The organism is Bacillus sp. TH17, assembly GCF_016651125.1.
GTDB lineage: Bacteria > Bacillota > Bacilli > Bacillales > Bacillaceae_G > Bacillus_A > Bacillus_A mycoides.
This window is the reverse complement of sequence record NZ_JAEKEN010000001.1, coordinates 250,745-269,021: the sequence shown is the minus strand read 5'-3', so window position 1 is coordinate 269,021 and position 18,277 is coordinate 250,745. Positions and strand designations below refer to the sequence as shown.

The 18,277-nt window shown below is 34.5% G+C and carries 16 protein-coding genes; all 16 read right to left on the bottom strand.

Features of this window, described 5'->3' with window-relative positions:
• Positions 1–50: 50 nt before the first annotated feature.
• Positions 51–1,397: a 2-hydroxycarboxylate transporter family protein gene (locus tag JFT95_RS01260; protein WP_201051174.1), complete on the bottom strand. Its 1,347-nt coding sequence runs from the start codon at positions 1,395–1,397 to the stop codon at positions 51–53.
• Between the two features lie 122 nt (positions 1,398–1,519).
• Positions 1,520–2,227 carry a response regulator gene (locus JFT95_RS01255; protein ID WP_201051172.1) on the bottom strand — a complete coding sequence of 236 codons (708 nt, stop codon included), beginning with the start codon at positions 2,225–2,227 and terminating at the stop codon, positions 1,520–1,522.
• The gene (locus JFT95_RS01250; RefSeq protein WP_201051170.1) at positions 2,224–3,828 is read right to left on the bottom strand and encodes a sensor histidine kinase; all 1,605 of its coding nucleotides are present in this window, start codon (positions 3,826–3,828) and stop codon (positions 2,224–2,226) included. The genes JFT95_RS01255 and JFT95_RS01250 overlap by 4 nt, the downstream gene beginning before the upstream one ends.
• A 78-nt stretch (positions 3,829–3,906) precedes the next feature.
• Positions 3,907–5,889, bottom strand: a complete 1,983-nt coding sequence (locus tag JFT95_RS01245) for a methyl-accepting chemotaxis protein (protein ID WP_201051168.1) — start codon at positions 5,887–5,889, stop codon at positions 3,907–3,909.
• Between the two features lie 293 nt (positions 5,890–6,182).
• Positions 6,183–6,911, bottom strand: a complete 729-nt coding sequence (locus tag JFT95_RS01240; RefSeq protein ID WP_002125127.1) for a C39 family peptidase — start codon at positions 6,909–6,911, stop codon at positions 6,183–6,185.
• A gap of 43 nt (positions 6,912–6,954) precedes the next feature.
• On the bottom strand, positions 6,955–7,776 hold the full coding sequence (locus tag JFT95_RS01235; protein WP_201051166.1) for a transporter: 822 nt from the start codon (positions 7,774–7,776) through the stop codon (positions 6,955–6,957).
• A 233-nt stretch (positions 7,777–8,009) separates the two neighbouring features.
• Positions 8,010–9,248: a sensor histidine kinase gene (locus JFT95_RS01230; protein ID WP_201051165.1), complete on the bottom strand. Its 1,239-nt coding sequence runs from the start codon at positions 9,246–9,248 to the stop codon at positions 8,010–8,012.
• Between the two features lie 11 nt (positions 9,249–9,259).
• Positions 9,260–9,931: a response regulator transcription factor gene (locus tag JFT95_RS01225; protein ID WP_002091066.1), complete on the bottom strand. Its 672-nt coding sequence runs from the start codon at positions 9,929–9,931 to the stop codon at positions 9,260–9,262.
• Between the two features lie 212 nt (positions 9,932–10,143).
• Positions 10,144–10,848, bottom strand: coding sequence for a metallophosphoesterase family protein (locus JFT95_RS01220; RefSeq protein ID WP_201051164.1), 705 nt, complete (start codon positions 10,846–10,848; stop codon positions 10,144–10,146).
• Between the two features lie 407 nt (positions 10,849–11,255).
• A complete protein-coding gene (locus tag JFT95_RS01215) occupies positions 11,256–12,632 on the bottom strand; it encodes an ABC transporter substrate-binding protein (RefSeq protein WP_201051163.1) in 1,377 nt (458 codons plus the stop codon).
• Between the two features lie 27 nt (positions 12,633–12,659).
• On the bottom strand, positions 12,660–13,481 hold the full coding sequence (locus JFT95_RS01210; RefSeq protein WP_002125118.1) for a carbohydrate ABC transporter permease: 822 nt from the start codon (positions 13,479–13,481) through the stop codon (positions 12,660–12,662).
• The gene (locus tag JFT95_RS01205; RefSeq protein WP_000573576.1) at positions 13,478–14,410 is read right to left on the bottom strand and encodes a carbohydrate ABC transporter permease; all 933 of its coding nucleotides are present in this window, start codon (positions 14,408–14,410) and stop codon (positions 13,478–13,480) included. The genes JFT95_RS01210 and JFT95_RS01205 overlap by 4 nt, the downstream gene beginning before the upstream one ends.
• Entirely contained in the window at positions 14,410–15,507 is a 1,098-nt protein-coding gene (locus tag JFT95_RS01200; protein WP_201051162.1) for an ABC transporter ATP-binding protein, read from the bottom strand. Before JFT95_RS01200 ends, JFT95_RS01205 begins: the two co-directional genes overlap by 1 nt.
• A complete protein-coding gene (locus JFT95_RS01195; protein ID WP_002010401.1) occupies positions 15,504–16,070 on the bottom strand; it encodes a glycerol-3-phosphate responsive antiterminator in 567 nt (188 codons plus the stop codon). The genes JFT95_RS01200 and JFT95_RS01195 overlap by 4 nt, the downstream gene beginning before the upstream one ends.
• 307 nt (positions 16,071–16,377) lie before the next feature.
• Positions 16,378–17,058: a GNAT family N-acetyltransferase gene (locus JFT95_RS01190; protein ID WP_002125110.1), complete on the bottom strand. Its 681-nt coding sequence runs from the start codon at positions 17,056–17,058 to the stop codon at positions 16,378–16,380.
• A 170-nt stretch (positions 17,059–17,228) separates the two neighbouring features.
• Positions 17,229–18,101 (bottom strand): ankyrin repeat domain-containing protein, encoded by an 873-nt coding sequence (locus JFT95_RS01185; RefSeq protein ID WP_002029673.1) that lies wholly within the window; start codon positions 18,099–18,101, stop codon positions 17,229–17,231.
• Positions 18,102–18,277: the final 176 nt, after the last annotated feature.

Here is an 18,277-nt window from a genome sequence, read left to right as displayed (position 1 = left end):
CTCCCCTTAATTTGACAAGCTAGCTATATGAATATAGCTAGCTTGTTTGATCATGAAAACATTTTTAATAAAATTGTCGCTGTTACGACCATTGCAGCCCCACCTAAACGCGTTGAAATTTGTGCGAACGGCATTAATTCCATACGATTTGAAGCTGATAAAATAGCAACATCTCCAGTTCCACCTAAACCACTATGACATCCAGTTACAATCGCTGATTCAACTGGATACATTTTCATCACTTTCCCTACAAGAAAACCTGACGCTACCATTGTAAGAACAACCGATGCGCACACAACAACATATCCTACCGAAAGAACTGCTGCTACGTCTTTTAAAGGAATATATAGCAATCCTAAACCGACCATTAATGGCCATGTTAAATTCTTTGAAATGAATTTATATAAATGGAATGCTCCTTGCTCCATTTTTGCTGGCATTAGATTAAAGTACTTCACAATTGCCGCTGAAAAAATCATAATGATTGCTCCTGGAATACCGATAAACTTAGAAGCGAATCCTCCGAAAATAAAGAATGTACATGCAATCAATAATCCTGCTCCCATTAATGAGAAATCAATTGGTTTTTCTGTATTTTGCTCCTTTAATAAATCTGCTTGATTGTCTGTTTTTACTAATACACCATTCCCACTAAGCTCCGGTTTCTTCTCACCTAAACGCTTCATATACCCTGCACTCACGATTGCAAACATATTCCCAATAATAGCTGCCGGAATAAGCTGTGATACAAACGTTGCTGATGATTCATTTAAAATATCACTATAAGCTAGCGACAATGGTAAAATCCCTTCTCCGATACCACCACTCACAATTGGTACGATGATAAAGAAAAATGTCTGCTTCATTTCAAATCCAAATAGTGAACCGACTAATAAGCCCACTGCTACAGAAGCTAACGTTCCTACTACTAAAGGAATAAACATACGAACGAACCCCTGCACTAACACTTTACGGTTCATTCCCAAAATACTTCCAACTACTAAACAAGAAATATATAAATATAAAAAGTTCGATTTTTTCATTAACATAGTCGCAGCTTCCATTGAAGCTGGATTCATCCAGTTAAAAAATACAAGTAACGATGGAATAAATAATGAGAGAATTGCTGGACCACCGATATTTTTTAATATTGGAATTCTCATTCCAATGTCACCTAAGAAAATACCCATGATCATAATAACTGCAAAACCACCAATCATATCCGCTGGTAATTTATTATATACAGATGCTCCATAAATAATAGCAGCCAATACTACATATAACGGTAAAGGTATAACACCGATTTTAACGTTCATAATTTTAGAAGCGAAAGATTCACTTTTCAATTCATTGCCTTCAGAAAATGATACCGCTTCCACTTTTTTTTGAATTCCCATATGGCACCCCCTTGTTTTCTTAATAACAATATTAAAACGCTTTCAATAGTAAAAATAGCTTTTGTAAGTTTTGTAACTACTTTTGTAATTAAAAAAAGTATAAGCGACCTATAATAAGTCGCTTATACGTAAAAGTCTATTTTATTTTGGTCAATACACCTTAATTTACTCACCGGTCTTCCCACATTTTGATACACCATTTCATTCTCTAATACTCCGATTTCAGTCAAAAACATTACATACTTTCGAATAGAAACTCTCGAAACCCCTACTAATTGTGCCATTTCATCAGTTGTAAATGCTTGTCCATTAAGTGATTCGATTTTCTTCCAAATTAATTGCAATGTTTGCTTCGTTAATCCCTTTGGAAGTTCTTTATTAACAAAAGATTCTCTTTTTTCTTTTTGCAAAATTAATGAATCTAATTCCGATTGACTAATTTTTTGTTGTTCTTTCATGAAAGTGAATTTTTCTCGATACACCGTTAATGCTTCCTTAAAGCGTTCAAATGTAAATGGTTTAATTAGATAGTCTACAACTCCATATTGTAATGCTTTTTTAATACTTCCCATATCATGTACAGCTGAAATCATCATAATATCAATTTCTTTTTCTTGATTTCGAATATACATTAAAAGCTCAAATCCAGTCTCCTTAGGCATAAAAATATCAAGTAATATGAAGTCTACTCGTGACCTCTCTAACACTTCTATTGCTTCTTTAACTGAGTTAACTGCATGGACAAGTTCAAACCCTCCCACTTGCTCTAAATAATGCGTATTTAACATCGCAACCATCGGATCATCTTCTACAATTAAAACTTTAATCATATTTGCTTCTCATCCCTACCTTTAGGTATTTCAATTGTTATCGTTGTTCCCTCTCCTAATAAGGAGGAAATGTGAATCTCCCCATTTATTCGCTGTATACTTTCTTTTACAAGATACAAACCATAACCGCGATTATCCCCTTTTGTGGAATAACCTTTTGTAAATAATGCATCCACTGCGTCTTCTTCTATACCTTTCCCCGTATCTTGTACTGTAATAGTTAATGCATTCTGATATTGTATCCCAACTTCAACTTGTTTCTTTTTGCAATGTATCACTGCCTCTAATGCATTATCTATTAAGTTCCCTACAATCGTAATAAGTTCATGAGTAATACTTTCATCATATATTTCCGGCAAGTAAGAATCTTCACTTATAATTAACTTTATATTTTTCTCCCTAGCATAGCTAAGTTTACCTAGTAAAAAACCAGCAAATACTGGACTTTTTATTCTTTTCATAACTCCACCAATTTCATATTGATGCTCTGATACCATACTACTGACATATTTCTGCAATTCTTCATACTGTTTCATATGTGTTAGCCCTAATACGACATGCATTTTATTCATAAATTCATGAGATTGTGCCCGTAACGCTTCCGCATATAGCCTAATACCAGTTAGTTCTTCTGCTAATTTTCTAATTTCTGTTTTATCACGAAATGTTGCGATCGCGCCAACTATTTCTCCTTTTACATATAAAGGAACACGATTTGTGACAATCGTAATTCCGTAAATATTTTGTTCTTCGTTTAATTGTACCTCGCCTGTTTGCAACACTTCTTTTATACGTGAATTTGGCATATACAATTCAACATCTTTACCAATAAAGTCTTCTTCAAGTCCACTTTTCTTAAATAATCGTTTTGCCTCATTATTTATTAAAGTTACATTCGCCTCTTTATCTACAGCAATAATACCTTCTTTCACCGACAGCAACATCGTATTTCTTTCTTCAAGAATTTTTGCTATCCTATGCGGCTCAAGACCGAATAAACTTTTCTTTATATGTCTAGCTAGCAATATTGCTCCTATAAGTCCGACTAATACTCCAACTCCGACACCGATATAAATAATATGTCTACTTTCCTTAACTCTCTCTTTTACATTATCTGCCGAGATACCAACGGCCACCGCGCCAAGTTGTTCACCTGTTTCAGAAAATATAGGTACAAACACTCGCATTGAAATACCTAAAGTTCCTTCTGCTAGCGATACATGTTCCTTTCCTTTCAATGCAGGCCCTTCATCTCCCCCAATAAAATGATGACCTATTTTTTGAGGATCTGGATGTGATTTTCTTATTCCATTCATGTCCATAACTACAATAAATTGAACACCTGTGTTTTTTAATATTCTATTTGTATACGTTTGAATTGCAGAAGTACCTGCTTTCCCAATCAAACCATCAATTACAATCGAATCATTCGCCACAATATGTGCAATTGTTTTCGCTTTCTCTGCCTGGCTATCCTCCGTTGTCCGCTCTACATTATGACTAATTAATATATCTGTAACAAGTAAAGAAAAAATTACAACTGTACAAACTAACAATGTAATCGTTTTCCATAAATTCCATAGTCTTTTTCTTTTTTTCATCCCGTTAATGACTCCCCTAATTACTGAATATAAAAATAAGTAAGGTGATATTATTTTCACCTTACTTATTTGCTGTTATTATACTTTAAATTTACTAGTCATTGCTTGTAGTTCTTCGGCCATCTCAGCTAAGTTTTGCGAAGCCGAACTAATTTCTTCCATCGAATTTACTTGTTCTTCTGTTGAAGCTGCAACACTTTGCATACTAGCTGTATTTTCTTCTGCAGCCGCTGCAATTTCATCAATAGCGTTTGTCACATCATTTGCATCTCCAGCGATTCTCTTCGTTGTTTCTACCATTTGATTAACTTGAGAAACAATATGAGTAGTAGAACTTAAAATTTCTGTAAAACTTACTTTCGTTTTTGTTACAACATCTAAGCCTTGTTGAACTTCCCCACTCACATTATCCATTGCCTTAACAGTATGTTCAATATCAGCCTTAATTTCTGCAATTAAATTTGCAATCTCTCCAGATGATTCTCCTGATTGCTCTGCTAATTTTCTAACTTCATCAGCTACAATAGCAAATCCTCTTCCCTGCTCACCTGCTCTTGCTGCCTCAATAGCCGCATTTAAAGCTAATAAGTTCGTTTGAGTAGCAATATTTTGAATTGCTTCAGAAATAGCTCCTACCTGCTTTGATTTCTCATCAAGAAGTTTAATAATAGCATCTGACTCGGATACCGATTTAGAAATAGACTGCATTTGTTTTGCTGTTTGTTCAACCAATTCTTCCCCTTCTTCAGCTCTTTCTCGCGCATGTAATGAGGAGATAGAAATTGATTCCGCGCTTCCAGTTACATCTTGAATTGCTGTATTTACTTGTTGTAATGTAGCCGCACCTTCTTCAACACCTTGACTTTGTGATTCAGCCCCACCTGATACTTGTTCCATTGCAATTGTAATTTGATCTGTCGCATCATTTGCTTGCTGTACGCTCGCTGTTAACTCTTCAGCCGATGCAGCGACATGTTCTGCTGAAAAACTAATTTGAGTAATCACATCTTGTAAAGAGGCAGACATTTCATTAAATGAATTCCCTAATTTCCCTATATCATCCTTGGAATGGATTGTAATTTTCTCTGTCAAATCTCCCTTACTAATTTTATGTGCCGAGTCAGCTATTTTTCTTAATGGTCTTGTAATAGACTTTGTAATGAAATAAATTAATACACTACCAAATACAATAGCGATAGCAATGACAATCAAAGTCTTATAAAACACTGGATTCGCAGCTTGGGTAATTTCTTCGTCGAACATAACTCCAACTACTTTCCATCCTGTTTTCTCATTTGTTGCAAAGATTAAATTCTTTTTATCACCTTGTTCTGTATAAGACACATTTCCTTGTTTTTCTTCATAAATTGGTTTAATCCACGGATCAGTAACTTTTGCACCTGGTTTTCTAGATGGATGACTAACAATTTGCTTATTTTGATCTAGAATAACTGCATAACCTTTTTCACCAATGTTAATCATTTTGGAAATTTTTAAGATGTTATCTAAATTTAAGTTAATTCCTATAACACCTTTACCATCTTTTACTTCTTTAGCAATTGTCACTACCATATTTTTAGTAGATGCTGATTGATATGGTGCAGTAACAATTACCTTTCCTTTATTTTCATGCGCTTCTTTATACCAAGATCTATCTGTTGGGTTATAGCCATCAGCCATTTGGATAAATGGTTCTCTTATAAACTTTCCTGCCTGTGTTCCAATATAAATACCTTCTACTTCTGGATGAAGTTTTATATATTGCGCTAACTTCGTTCTTACTATTTCTTCTTGTCCATTTGGATATGTATCCTCTGTTAAAATGTCTGCAAAGTACGCCGCATCAACAAATTTCTCTTCTATATTTTGAGAAATAACAGTATTTAAAACTGAAATATTTTCCTTTGCTTTACCTGTAATTTGTTGTTCAAAATTTGTTTTGGCAGTTTGATATGAAACACCACCGATAATAAGTCCTGGTATAGTTAAAATAATAAAAAATGAAATGATTAATTTTTTCTTGATACTCATACATTTAACCCAGTTAAATATTTTTTGCATAATAATCCTCCTTTATGTAATAGAACACTTGTGTAATTTTATACAATCAACATGTATAAAACAATATATAATGATAACATGTAATTTTTTCGTCAATTATGCATTTTTACATATCCACTTCTCCTAAACATTTTAATCCTAAAAAACAAGAGAACTTTAGCATATATAATAAGCTAAAGTTCTCTTGTTTTTTAACAGCTTCTCTTCAAAAAAATCTGCAAAACTTCTCTTACAATTCCTTAAATCTTTATCCTTCACCTTATAGTTATATAGTTCATGCTCTTCTTCCTAATTTATTTGGAGTTATTTACATAGCTAATTGCCTGACTCCCCATCTGCACCCATGCCTGTTCAAATTTTCCTCTTGGCACTTTTACATCTAAGCTATCATCGAGGGGATCTCGAATATATACAGATTCCTTATCGTACCCAACAAGTACAACACAATGTTCATTATACGTAATAGAAACATCCCCACTATTTGTTTCCCATGTAGTAAATTCATCTTCATCTAAAGGAGCATATGTTGCATTCGTAATCATGACTACCGGGTGCCCTGCTTTTACACTCTTATAAATTTCTTCTATACTCTTCCCTGTTAAGTCCACAGCTTTATTCGGTAAATATTTTTTTGCTAATTGAAAAAGTGGTCCGTGATATACACCGTATCCGGATTCAGAAAAGGTATAAATATTCCCTACAAATCCTTCATTCGGATTCCCACGTACACCATCTTCCATAAAATTAACTTTTTTTATTTCATTTGCTAATTTCATCTTATCTACAGAAACACCTGCGTATTGTAACATCATCGCTAAACTTGTTACTTCGCAGCCTCTATCTAACTCTGGTAATTGCTGAATTAAAGGCACATTTGATAACATGACTTTTTCATCGTTATTACTAAACTCTATTCGTTTTTGACTTTGTACACTTGAAAATAGTAACCCCTTTACTTTCTCCACATACTTTGTAATTCCATTTGTATATGCACCCCATACCCCTATACATAGTAAGGCCATACATATATACCACTTCCATTTTCGTATCACTCTCACGCCCTTTTTAATTCGTTAAATACGAATAAAACGCATTAGCATCTGTTTGAACCATAGGAACAAACTTAAGCTCTTTTCCCTTTTCAGGTTGTTCAAGATTTATCTTCTCCGCTAAATCTTGAATCTTCAAATTCGTTCTATCCATACCTAGCTCATCTGCTATTTCTATTACCTTTTGCTCATTTATTTCTCTTAATACTTGATATATATCTTTGCCATATAAATCAATATGATATTTTTTTGCTTCTTCCTGTACTTTTTGTTCGTACACTTCCCCTGCTAACTCTTCCATCTCTTTTCCTTGTTGAGCAATACCTAGCTTTTCTGCTTCTTCTCTAACTTTCGTTCCGTAGATTTCTTCCTCAATCTCTTCTATTTCTTTTCCTTCAGTTGAAACACCAAGCTTTTCTGCTTCATTATTAATTTTAATCTTATTAATTTGATCAATTAAACTTACAATCGACGTATTCTCTATAGATATTCCTAGTTTCAACGCTTCTTTCCTCACTTTTGTTTCATAAATTTCTTCTGAAAGAATTCCAACATCTTTCCCTTCTGCCGAGATACCTAATTGATTAGCTTCTCTTCCTACTTCCGTCTCATGAATTTCTTTTTCTAACGTAATTTGTTCTTTCCCATCCGTTTCAATGCCTAACTTTTCCGCTTTTTCTTCCGTATGCATTGCATGTATTTTCCCATCATTTAATTGTTCTTTACTACGCTGCGTGTAATCTGTCTTTCCTTTTGTCATTCCAGAAGGGGAGGCACCCCCTAATATACTTACACTCATTACTCCAATAGTGAATACCGTCATCATTTTCTTTTTCAAGACTTCTTCCTCCCTCTCACGCTTTCTTTTTCCAGCTTTCCCATAATTTTTTTTATACTATACATAAACTTCATCTCTGTTAGAAATAACCTTATGATTTATCCAGTTCATTCAAAAAAACCTTACATCTTTTCTTTCCATCACAAGTTTCCATTATGTAATACATGCTACAAGTTATTCCTTAACTTTCCCTTAAAAAAGACGACCTTGTAAAAACAAGGTCGTCTTCTCACTTATAATCTTTGATTTTTTGGGAAAATCACTTCAAAACAAGTTCCTTCTCCCCATTTGCTCTCTACCGATATTTTTCCATAATGCTTTTCTACAATCCAATTAGCGATTGAAAGACCTAACCCAGCTCCTTCTGAAATACTTCTTGCTTTGTCTCCTTGATAAAAACGATCAAATAAATTTGGAATATCTTCTTCTTTAACTCCTATCCCATTATCTTTCACCCGTATACGAATTGAATTACTCGTTTGTGTGCAATCAATTTGAATATGCCCATCTTCATTCGTATACTTCATCGCATTATCTAACAATATGACCATCATTTGATGGATTCTCTCTCTATCACCCATAAACGTTATATCACGTTCTATTTTTAATATCATCGCTTTTTCTTGATAAGAGGCAATTTCTTTATATGGATTTATAATTTCTTCTAACAACTTATCCAGTTCAAATGTGTTCTTATCCATCTCAATTTGATTAGAATCCGAACGTGCTAACAACAATAAATTGCTAACGAGTTTCGATAGCCGCCTACATTCTTTTGAAATTGTAGAGATATCCACGGCTTTTTCTTCTATCGTAGCGGATGGGGACTGGAATAATACATCCGTTTTTGATTGAATAACTGCAAGCGGTGTTCTTAATTCATGTGATGCATCGGAAACGAATTGCTGCTGTTTCTCCCATGAATTTTGAATAGGTATGAGTGCCCTGCCAGCTAGGAAAAAACCGATACCTATTGCACATAGACTGCCTATGCTACAACCTATTATGAGAATTAAAAATAAAGTATTTAGCATTTCTTCTTCAGCTGTTGTATCACGTACAATTTGAACTATTTTTCCATCTTCTTGAAACGCAAACGTTCTAAAATATCGTCCTTGCACTTCAATATCTTGCAAATCCCCTACCTTTTTTGGAGAAAACTTTTCCAAATCCCCTTCAAAGTTTGAGCGGAATTTATGGTTATCGCCTTCTATCTCCACTATTTTTCCATTCCAAGTTATTATAGTTATCCGTGGGTCTCGAATTTTGATATTCTCTATACGTTTTCTTGGTGGTGGCATTTTAACATCAAATTTTTCTCTATACTGAGTTATCATTTTTATAGATTGATCCACTTCATTATAAGTACGCTTGTATGTGTACGAATAAATAATACTACCTAATACACCTATTAATAGGATAAATACTAACGAATTCAATATAGTTAGACGAATACGTGTCTTTTGAAACATGCTTCCCTTTCTCATTGTTCTTTTAATATATATCCAATACCACGAACGGTTTGAATATCTTTCTGATAACCGAATGGTTCTAATTTTTTACGTAAATGATGTACATACACTTCTACAATTGCTACTGTCGTATCAGAATCAAATCCCCAAACACGATCAAAAATTTGTTCACGCATTAAAATCTTCCCGCTATTTTGAATGAGATACTCTAGTAGCTCGTATTGTTTTAATGTCAGCTTAATACCTTGTCCATCCACTTGAATGTCTTTATCTTTTCCGAACAATTCAATTCCTTTATAGCGAATGGTCTGCTGTGTTGTTAAACTACCACTTCTGCGTAGTAATGCACGAATTCTCGCTTTTAATTCAGGGGCCTGAAACGGCTTAACAATATAGTCATCTCCACCAAAGTCCAATCCTTTCACTCGATCTTCTAAAGAATCTCTCGCTGTCAAAAACAGGACTGGCGTTTCAATCTTTTCATCACGTATTTTTTGAATCACTTCAAATCCGTCCATTTCTGGCATCATCACATCAAGCAAAATTGCATCATAAATGTTTTGCAGCGCCAAAAACAAGCCGTCTTCCCCATTCATTGCCGTATCCACTTCAAATTCATCACGTAAAATTTGTACGATAGACTCTAATAACGAGGCATTATCTTCTACTACAAGTAAGCGCATATTCTCACCTTCCACAATCTATTTCAACTCTCTTTATTATTGCATCTCTTCTCTTCATAACGAAATAATGTAATCATATTATGTAATTTCATTTTCAACTATTTCCTTCTAAAGTTTTGCTCGATGTAAAATTTTGAACCTTTATTATAAAAGCTCTTTCTTAAATTTTGCTTAATAAAAAATTGAAAGAAATAAGATTCCTCTTATCTCTTTCAATTTTTTACTACATATACCTTTTTACTTGGCAACTCCAAACAATTTAACTGACCACCATACACAGCCCCGCCATCAATTCCAATAATACGATTACTACCAAAATACACTCCGCAATTCTCACTACCATGAAGCGTTTTTGTTTCCGTATGGCCAAATACAACAACCTTTTCGCCGCTATATCCATTATGAAATTCATTACGGATCCACATTAATGTATATGGTTCAGATTCAGAAACTCGATTCATCAGCTCAACACCAGCATGTACAAAGATATACTCTTCTGTTTCAATGTAATGATCTAATTCTTGAATAAACGTTACATGTTCCTCTAATATATGAGATTGTAAAATCGGTTTTTGGAAGTTTTCCTCATTAACCGCAATGTCTTCTTCTACAAATCCATAGCTATATAACGTTTTATCTCCACCATTCCTTTTTACCCAATGGTTCCATGAACGTTCCTCATCTGTCGTTAACGCCTTAATCATCATATCTTCATGATTGCCCTTTAGAACGAGGGCTCCCGCTTCTTTTAACTCTTTTACCTTTTCAATTACTGCACGCGCATTTGGACCACGATCTACATAATCCCCCAACAAAATTAGTTGATCCTGTTTTGCATCGTAGTGAGCTTCTTCCAATAATTGTTCGAACTTTTCTATTTCTCCATGAATATCACTAATAACAAGAATTCTTTTCATATTATCCCCTTCTTTCTAAACCATTCTCTTTCTAATTATAATTCAAAACGACAGAAACTTCTGAATCACATTTATTACAAACTAAAACTATTATCCTTACAACAATGTAAGTCTCTTGTCATCCAATTCGATGGTTGCAATTACTGCATTTCCTTATACTAAAAGTAAGAAATGAAACAAAAAACAAGGAGAGATGAGATATGAAAAAAGTGATGGAAGTTGTAGTAGCGGTGGCAGAGGTTTTTGTAAATGGGAAACAAGTTGCAATGGAGTTAAACAAATAATGAAAAAGACAAAATTCATTCTAGACCCTTTACTCATATAAAAGAGATAAGACTTCATCATTTCTTTGATCCCTTATCTCCCAATAAAGAAAGCCGCATCCTGAAAAAGGATGCGGCTTTCTCTTATTTTTGACTCGTACGAGCTGAAATACTAATTGCTCTATCTGTTGCTTTTGCAGCTTCATCTAAAGCTTCTTTACTATTCTTTCCGTCATACATTGCTTCTAATGCTTTTACAACTGCATCTCTTGATTCTGGGAATACACTAATTAATGCCCCTTGAGTTGCTGGAGATTGCTTCGTTGCTTGTAATTGCTCTACCGTTACTTTTAACTGCGGATACTTTTCATACTGCTCTTTTACTAACGGCTCATTATATGCATCTGGATTAATTGAGAAATATCCTGTTGCAGTATGCCATTTTGCTTGTACATCTGGCTTCGTTAAATATTTCATAAAGTCCCAAGCACCTTGCTGCGTTTCTTCTGAAACCATATTCGTCATCCATAATGATGCACCGCCAATAACAACACCATTTTGTTTCGAATCTTCTGGATACGGAATATACGAAACGCCTACATTAAACTTAGATGCATCAATTAAATCACGAACACCAGCTGAAGAATCTAAATACATAGCAACTTGTCCAGACTGGAACGCAGCACGAATATCATCCCAACTTGCTCCATACTTTCCAAGTGCACCAGCTTTATTTAATTCATCTAACATCCCAAATACTTTTTGACCTTCTTTTCCGTTAAATACCGCTTTCTTTGCAGCATCTTTACGGCCGTTTTCGTTGTCTACATATAAAGCACCTTGTGTCGCTAACAACTCTTCAAAGAACCAACCATAATTCAGCATTGAAAATCCATACTGCTTTACATTTCCGCCTTCTTTAATCGTTAACTTTTTCGCCGCTTCTTTTAACTCATCATATGTTTGCGGAGCTTTCTCTGGATCTAATCCAGCCTTCGCGAAAGCATCCTTATTATAAATTAATACTGGTGTAGATGAATTAAACGGCATAGAATACATTTTTTCATCAACTGAATAATAGTTCGTAATTGCTTTTTCTAATTTTGATGCATCGTACTTATCTTTTTTAATCCAGCTATCGATAGGCGTAATCTTTTTGCTATCAATCATATACTTCGTTGTAATTTCACTCGATTGAACAAGAGCTGGCGCTTCTTTCGTTGCAGACATCGTTTTAAATTTCGTTAAAGACTCTTCGTATGTTCCTTGGAACTCTGCCTTTATCTCGTATTTATTCTGCGACTTATTATAGTCTGCAACAAGCCCATCTAGTACACCTTGTGTTTTCCCCCCCATTGCATGCCAGAAACGAATTACAGTTTTATCACCATTCTTTTCAACTGGAGCTACTTTTGCCTGTGCTTCAGGTTTCCCCTCTGTTTTACTATTTGAACAAGCTGCGCCGGTTAATGCCATTGTGGCTGCCATTAAAAGAGCAGCACTTTTTTTCAATAAACTCATCTCAATCCCACCTTTTCCTATGTATGCTTATTTAATTGCACCTTTTGTTAATCCTTTTTGTAATTGCTTTTGCCCTAAAAATAGTAAAATCAACGTTGGAATGACGATAACCGTAACACCGGCCATTACACTGCCCCAATCAGTTGCAACTTCTTGAGATTGAAGCTGCTTTACACCAATTTGAACCGTTCTTACTTTTTCATCAGTGGTTACTAAGAGCGGCCACAAATACATATTCCACGTTGTTAAAAAGCTATATACTCCAAGCGTAATAAAACTCGTTTTACAATACGGAATTACAACACTGAATAAAAACCTTACATTTCCAATCCCTTCAATAAAAGCAGCTTCTTTCAGTTCATTCGGAAGTGTCATAAAATGTTGACGTAGTAAGAAAATACCGAAAGCTGTTGCAAAAAACGGCACCGTCATCCCAGCAAAACTATTAATCCATCCGAAGTTTTGAATCGTTAAAAAGTTCGGTACCATCGTTGCTTCCCACGGAATAAGCATTGTTGAAATAAACAAGAAGAAAATTAAGTTTCTACCTTTAAACTGAAGAAAAACAAAAGCATAAGCTGCTAAACTGGATACGATAAGTTGTCCAAGCATAACAACTGTCGATACAATTAAACTGTTATATAAGTATGTAAAAAGAGGTACTTTTTGAAAAATATTAATGAAATTATCAAAAGTAAATTGAGTTGGAAATAACCTTCTCATTTGAATATCGTCTGGTGTCATAAAGCTTATTAAAAACGCATACAGTACAGGAAAAAACACCATTACTGCACTAATAATGAGCAGCATGTATAATAGGAAATTTTGTTTCCACTGTTTAACGATCATTTATAATGCACCTTTCTCTCAGCAAACTTAAATTGAATCAATGTAGCAATAAAAATGAAAATAAATAATACCATCGCTTGTGCACTTGCTGTTCCAAATTGATGATTCACAAATGCCTCTTTATAAATCGAGTACACAATTAAATTCGTTGCATCATTCGGTCCACCGTGCGTTAAAATATCAATTTGTCCAAAGCTTTGGAATGCACTAATTAACGTTACTGTCACGATAAAAAATAAAGTTGGTGATAGCATCGGTAATGTAACTCGGCGAAGCTTATATAAATAACTAGCACCATCTATAGATGCACTCTCATATAAAGACGTATCAATATTTTGTAAACCACCTAATATAACTAAAAATGCAAATCCTGTATTCACCCAAACCGTTGTAACCGATACAGAAAACAGTGCCCATTCTGGACTCGTTAACCATGCGATTGCCGGAAGATTCATAGAGGCTAATATATTATTAAATAACCCTACACTTGGATGAAATAAAAATAGCCAAATCACTGCACTAGCAGCTACTGATATTCCCATCGTTGAAGAAAATAGTACTCGGAATAACCCGATCCCTCTTACTTTTTCATTTGCAATTAATGCAAGAAATAAGGCGAATACAATGCTAGTAGGAACTGTATATAAAACAAATAATAAAGTTGACTTTATACTTTTGTAGAAAGCAGGATCCGAAAATAAATATTGATAATTTTCTAAGCCAACGAAAAGATTAGCTTCTCCGTGTATATCTGTTAAATAAAAGCTATAGTAGATCGTCCTAAACAATGGATAGAAAAGAAAAATTGAAAATAACAAAATAGATGGCGCCAAAAACAATAATCCTATTCTTAAATCTTTCGTTCTGCCCCATAAACTCTTCTTTTTTGACACTGTTGTTTGAACTGGTAACTTACCTACTTCAATCATTATTTCGCCACCACTTTCAACTCTTCTTCAGCCACCACTTTTAATCGTTCATTCTTATTTTGATGAAAGAAGCATAGTTTTTCTTGCGAGAATAATAATTTTACTTTGTCACCTTTGTTCAGGAGTAACTGTCCGATGACTTTCGCACTCCAAGTTGTTCCATTTACCGCAAAGTTTAATATAGATTCATTCCCTAATACTTCTACAGATTGCAGCGTCACTTCTTGTCCTTCCTCAGACAGTGCAATATGCTCAGGACGCATACCTATTCGAATAGTTCCTTCTGGTAATTGCTTTAGCTGTCCAATAGATAATGGGATTTGCAATTGCCCTATATGTAATATGCCTTTTTCTTTATCCACTTCCCCATCATTTATATTCATAGAAGGAGAACCTATAAAATTTGCAACAAATTCGTTTGCTGGTTCGTTATATATATCAAGCGGTGTTCCAACTTGTTGTATACTTCCTTTATTTAAAACCATAATACGATCTCCCATAGTCATTGCTTCTATTTGATCGTGAGTAACGTAAATCATCGTAATTCCTAATCGTTGCTGAATTTCTCTAATTTCAATCCTCATCTGTGCACGTAATTTCGCATCTAAATTCGAAAGTGGTTCATCCATTAAACAAATCGGTGCTTGACTGACGATGGCCCTAGCAAGTGCAACACGCTGTCTTTGCCCGCCTGATAATTGGCCCGGTTTCATTTTCACATACTCTTTCAGTCCTACCATTTCAATAGCTTCCATTAATCGCTTTTGTCGCTCTTCTTTTTGTACCTTCCTTACCTTAAGTCCAAATAAAATATTTTCTTCTACAGTTAGGTGTGGATATAATGCATAATTTTGAAATACCATTGATAGATTACGGTCTTTCGGCTCTAAATCATTTGCAACATGTTCATTAATAATTAAATCTCCCGAAGAAATTTCTTCTAAACCAGCCAGCATTCGTAATAATGTACTTTTTCCACATCCAGAAGGTCCAACTAAAACAAAAAATTCTCCTCTTTTAATATGAACTGATACGTCTTTAACTGCTGTCTCTTCCGCATTTTTATATACCTTTGAAACATTTTTCAATTCAATCACAAGGTTGCACTCCTTTTTTCTTCTTGTATCCACACTTCATAATGACTCGTTGAAATTGCACTTGCTCCTGCACGAATTGCGATTTCTGCATCCTCTCGCGTTTGAATCAGCCCACCTGCAATAATAGGGAATTTTATTTCCTCCGCTAGCTGTTTAATAATAGAAGGCATAATGCCCGGCATAATCTCTACTGCATTCGGTTTAGTCGTTTTACAATTTTCAATTGATTTTGTAAGAGATAAAGTATCAACAATAAAAATGCGTTGAATCGTTTTCAATCCAATTTTATTGGCATTTCGAATTGTCGATCCCTTTGTCGAAATAATACCTTGTGCTCCGATAACATCTTGAATATATAAAAGTGCTTCCTCTGTGTTCGTATTTAAGCCTTGTATAAAATCACAATGAAGAAATACATCGTGTCCATGTTTCTGTAGTTCATATACACGCTCTGGTAACTCCAGCATTGAACCAGTCATAAGAAAAACTGTTTTCGGTAATTTTTTGTATGTTTTGTACCCTTTCCAATCCTTTATCATCGCAATATAAGGTTCTTTAAACATTTATTCCACCTAGCTTTTCTATTTTTATCCAAACTAAAAACACCTACTTACATAGAACACCTTTCTCCTTATTTGAACTCTAGGGAATAGAGCACACTTAAGAAAGCGGCACGTTATATGTAAGCGGGTGTTCTCAAATGTTCTCTACCCTAGTTATTTTGTTACCTTTACTATATTACGCATTTATTAAGTCAGTTTTGATAAATTGTTAATTAGATGTTAATCGAATGTTAATATTCACCATATTACTTTTACAATAATCTAGATATACGAATAAATCCCAACAGAACACAACAATGTTTAAAATTCAATCAATGTGTAAATTCATTCCATAGTTAATGAGTTTTAGTTTTCTCGCCACTGCTTGCGAAGCAAAGTTGTCCCAAGAAGTACTATAAAGCGGAATGCGCTTTTCCTCTTGTATTGATAGTGCCCAGGCTGTAACGACATCAGCACCATATCCATTCCCTTGAAACTCCACTAAAGTTTCTACACTTGCCTCAGCAGCTACGGGCGTACTTCTGGCACTGCAACATATAGAAACTACCTTTTCATTTTTTACAATTGCAAAATAAGGTCGCCTCCATTCCATCTGTTCTATTAGATTAGAAAAATTTTCTCGCAAAAGCTCTTTATTCTTCTCTGTTATTTGTATTGTTCTAGTTGGCTTATGTAAATTATTAGGGAACATGAAAGCAGGACCCACCCAAATATTCTCCACCGTTCTCTCTTCATTTAATACTTTAATGATCTTTGCTATCTCAATGTGATTTGAGCATTCTCGAATTAATTTCTCAATCTTACTTATCATTTCACCATGCAGTTTATAATGATACCTCGTTATATTCCCTTCACGAGTTCTGCTAAGAAAAAAACGTGGTGCTTTCAGATTTCCATTTTCATTTACACACTTTATTCTTCCTACTTGATTATGAACAAATAAAACTTCTGCCTGAATTGCTATTAACTCAAGTTCTGAAAATCGCATTTATACCCTCCTTAACTACTATTTGTAGCCTTCTCGATATAGCATCCATCCATTTTTTCAAAACAAAAATCCCATTTAAATACACATTACTGAATCCATCATACTAAAATGACTTCTTCATTCTGTCTATCTAAATGGGATTATCTCGTGCTTTTTATTTCTTCAGCTTGTTATTCTGCCAGTTGTGGTTGCGGCTGTACTACTTCATTCGCTCCAGCTATCCTCAACATATTCGCAATATCTTTAAAACCTCTTTTTTCAGCATATTGCAGCGGCGTAATATTTTCCTTATTGGCCATATTTACATCTGCCCCGTGGTCAATAAGCATTTGAATTACTTTCTTATGACTTTCACTACCATTTCCTAATACAATTGCTTCTAATAAAGCTGTTCCACCACGTTCATTCTTATAATTCACATCAATATCTGTATGCTCTAATAATTCTTTAACAACCTCTACATGGCCACGCTCAGATGCAGAAATAAGTGCTGTTCCACCTGACTTAGTCGTTTCCTTCGTATTAACTCCTGCATTAATTAATACTTTTACAATATCCGTATATCCTTCTCTACTTGCATAAAGAAATGGATTGCTTTGTTTTTCGTCTTGAATTTCAATATCAGCACCCGCATCAATTAATGCTTTAACTGTCTCTACATGATTTTGATACGTCGCTGCAAGGACAGGCGTTTCTCCGTTGTCACCTTCTACATTGATATTCGCTCCATCTTGGATCAGCTTCATAGCTGTTTCTGTGTCTCCAAGCGTCGCAGAAAGTAGCAACTGTTTGTCCATTAAATTTATACTTTTTTCTTCTTTAGATTCTTCCTGTTCTTTATGCTTCTCTTTTTTCTTTTCGTTTTTCACATGAACCGGTTTTGATTCTGGCTCTTCTTGCTTATCGCAAGCCACTACCGTCATTAAAAGTCCTAATAACATACATAATAAAATTTTTTGTTTTCTCACAACTACAGCTCCTATGAAAGATAATGTTTTCTTAACCATTCCTCCATCACATACAATAACTCTTCTTGAGTACATTTATCCATAAGCCCTTTATATTCCTTCTTTAATCGGATTATCTTAAACTTATACTATGTTTCTCAACCTATTGGAATGATACGCCTGATGGCCTCATCATTAACATTATGAAGCAATTAGTTTAGCACGTTTTTACCGCATTTGTATACATTTCTAAAAAGTACATAAATGATTGC